We start from the raw sequence: 2,966 nt of genomic DNA, 5'->3' as shown, positions 1-2,966 counted from the left end.
ACTCACATTGCCCAGCGCCTGCGCCAGCTCCAGCACCGACAGCCGCTGCTGCGCCAGCTTCAGCTCCGCGTTCGTCCTTCTCTCCTTTCGTCGATCCGTTATGTCAGGAAAGAAGGTTTAGAGTACAAGTGAAGACCACCCGCAAGCGCGAGTTCCTGCGGCAGATGGATCAGGTGGTGCCGTGGAAGGAGCTTGAAGCGCTCATGGCCCCGCACATGCCCTCGCCTGGCCCCAAGGGCGGCCATCCCCCGTACCCGGTGTCGGTGCTGCTGCGCATCCACTTCCTGCAGCTGCTGCTTGCGCTGTCGGACCCGGCAGCTGAAGAGGCGTTCGATGACGTGCCGGCCTTTGCTTAAGTTCTCGGGCTGGAGCTGGGGGTGGACACTGTGCCGTATGAGACCACGATCCTGCGCTTGCACCATCTGCTGGAAGAGAAGAACCTGAGCGAGCGTATGCTGGGCTTGGTCAACGGCATCGTTACCGAACGCGGCCTGATGGTCAGAAGCGGCACGGTGGTGGATGCCACGCTCATGGCTGCGCCCAGCTCCACGAAGAACCAGAGCCGCAGCCGCGACCCTGAGATGGTGAGCGGCGATGAGTCGCAGCCGCGAACGACGAAGAAAGGCAACCCGTGGTCCTTTGGCTGCAAGGCGCATGTGGGCACGGATGCGGCCAGTGGTCTTGCGCACAGCGTGGTGGTCACACCTGCCAACGTGGCCGACGTCACGCAGGCGCACGCGCTGCTGCATGGAGAGGAACGAGACGTCTTTGCCGATGCGGGTGACCCGCGCGTGGACAAGCGCGAGGAGGTGCAACAGCATCACCCCAAGGTCAGCTGGCAGGTGGCCATGCGCCCGGGCAAGCGCCGGCAGCTGGATACCGCCCAGCCGCTGCAGGCAATCCTCGACCCGATCGAGACCGTCAAGGCGCGCATCCGCGCGCGCGGCGAGCCCATCTTCGGTGTGCTCAAGTGCGTCTTCCGATACACGAAATTCCACTACAAGGGCCTGAAGAGGAACGCGGCGCAGATCACCACGCTCTTGATGCTGGCCAACCTGTGGCTCGTGCGCAGGCGGCTTATGCAGCCCTGCGTGGGGTAAGTGCCCCCAAACGGGGCGCAAGCGCCCCACGCGGGGCCGCCAAAGGCCCCTGCGGGGGCTAAAACGGCCCCGCGAGACTGCCGGAATCATGCCTGAACTCACGATGTGAAACTCAAGCCCCGCGACGGCGTCAGCAGCGGGGTTGAGCAGAATTTCCATAGGAATGTGTTGGCGTGGCGCTGACGGCTCATCAGCTGACAGGCGTGCCAACCCACCACGACGTCGAGCGTTACCATCCAAGCCAACCACGGCAGCACGGCCTGGGCAGCCCTCAGAGCCTCGGTCTCCAGACCCAGCCACCCTGTGGCCAAGAGAGGAGAAAAACCGACCGCAACCCCGATGCCAAGCCCAGCCCCGAGCAGCCACACCCACGTCGTTACCGGCCGCTGCCAAAGGGCGGCACCTTGCGGGTCATCCCACTGCAGGGCGACCAATCGCGGAATGAAAACCGCCGACATGACACCAAACAGCAGGCTTACCGGCCACGACAGCAGGTTGAAGACGAGCAGATACCCCTCAACGGTCGCGGAGGTGCCGTAACGGTAGGCCACCGCCATCTCTTTGCCAGCCGCCCGCCACCAGCTTGGCCGCCAGCACGAACATCGCCAGCCAGAACGCGCTGCGCACGAAGGCTTTGTTGGCAGCGTGGGCACCGCGCAGGCGTGCCTGCACGCCCGGCGGCAGCCAAGCCAACACCCTCTTTTCAAGCCAGCGGATCATCAAAGCCGTCAATCCCGCTCACCAGAACTTGAGCTCGCAGGCCATCAAGGCGTCGCGCAGGCGTTCGGTCAGCCGCGCGCGATCCAGCCGATACATCGACCAGCCCAATGGACGGCAAACGAAGACGAGCAGCCGAATCCCCGGCCGCCGGGGCAGGTAGCGGCAACTCGCAGGCGGAAGGTAAGCCCACCAGTGCCCATGCTGGACGGCGAGAAACAGCACACGGTGCGGAGCCCGGACAAACCGCTTCGACGTCACGCAATCCAGCGCCTCGGCATAAAGAAGCAGTTGCCCCTCTGCACAGCGCGTCCGAGCAGCGACCGGATTCACTGGTAGCGTGATCGACTCGACATCGCGGTGATAAAACCGCACAGGGATGTTGAAAGAGTGCTCACCCAAGCGAGCCACTCCCTTCAGCGATTCCACCGTTACACTTGGTGCTTGACACCGCTAGGGACACACCTACCAGATTAGCGACATAACGACGATCCCAGTGGCGCGGCTAATGTGAGGACGGAACAGGTGTTTTGCACGCTCACATCCCCCACACGCCGATGGTACGGCCGCCGATGGTCTCCGTGCGATGGAAGATCTTCTTCTCCCAGCTGCGTCCGGGCCGGCGGTCGAAGACGATCAGATGCGCTTCCTGCGCTCCGCACTGCTCGGCGTAGGCGGCGGTCTGGGTGAGGCCTTCCTCGATCGTGGCCTCCAGGCTCTTGTGCAGGATTTTCAGTTCAAGGACGACGCGCTGCACGGGCCCGAGAAAGCCCTGCGCTTCATCCAGCGGCCACTCAAGGAAGAGGTCGGTCCTGCGCCGCCCCAGGCCATATTCGCGGCTGATGCGGCCTCCTCCGTTGACGATGCGCTGCAGAAAAGCCTGCAGCAAAAGCTGCGGGCCGGCTTCCTTGTATTGAAAGCGCTCGATCCAGGCGTCGGCGTTCTCACGGAAGAATTGTTGAAACGCTGACAGCAGTTTGTCGAGGTCCAGCCGCCGGTCGCTCGGGCGGACGTACCAAGCCTGCTCGTGGGTGATGCGGGTCTGCGTGGTGTAGGTCAGTTCACGAGGAATGACTTCGCGGTAGAGGCGGTTGGCAATCCTCCACTGCGGCCGGGATTGGATGAGGCCCAGATCCTCGACGTATTGCA

Annotated in this window: 4 protein-coding genes and 1 pseudogene; 1 reads left to right on the top strand and 4 read right to left on the bottom strand. The window is 63.6% G+C overall.

The window, feature by feature from the left end; translation table 11 throughout:
- The first annotated feature begins 128 nt into the window (after positions 1–128).
- A pseudogene (locus tag Talka_RS11805) lies at positions 129–1,100 on the top strand (IS5 family transposase).
- A 98-nt stretch (positions 1,101–1,198) separates the two neighbouring features.
- Here Talka_RS11805 and Talka_RS11800 read toward each other — a convergent pair.
- The 4 genes from Talka_RS11800 to Talka_RS11785 form a co-directional block, all read right to left on the bottom strand.
- Positions 1,199–1,657: a hypothetical protein gene (locus Talka_RS11800; RefSeq protein WP_143891513.1), complete on the bottom strand. Its 459-nt coding sequence runs from the start codon at positions 1,655–1,657 to the stop codon at positions 1,199–1,201.
- Positions 1,617–1,820 carry a hypothetical protein gene (locus Talka_RS11795; RefSeq protein WP_143891512.1) on the bottom strand — a complete coding sequence of 68 codons (204 nt, stop codon included), beginning with the start codon at positions 1,818–1,820 and terminating at the stop codon, positions 1,617–1,619. The genes Talka_RS11800 and Talka_RS11795 overlap by 41 nt, the downstream gene beginning before the upstream one ends.
- 18 nt (positions 1,821–1,838) lie before the next feature.
- On the bottom strand, positions 1,839–2,246 hold the full coding sequence (locus Talka_RS11790) for a hypothetical protein (protein ID WP_143891511.1): 408 nt from the start codon (positions 2,244–2,246) through the stop codon (positions 1,839–1,841).
- 109 nt (positions 2,247–2,355) lie between these two features.
- Positions 2,356–2,966 (bottom strand): hypothetical protein (locus Talka_RS11785; protein ID WP_221933899.1); only part of this gene is annotated, 611 nt, incomplete at its 5' end.

This window comes from Tepidimonas alkaliphilus (assembly GCF_007556595.1).
GTDB lineage: Bacteria > Pseudomonadota > Gammaproteobacteria > Burkholderiales > Burkholderiaceae_C > Tepidimonas > Tepidimonas alkaliphila.
This window is presented reverse-complemented; position numbering and strand designations above follow the sequence as displayed.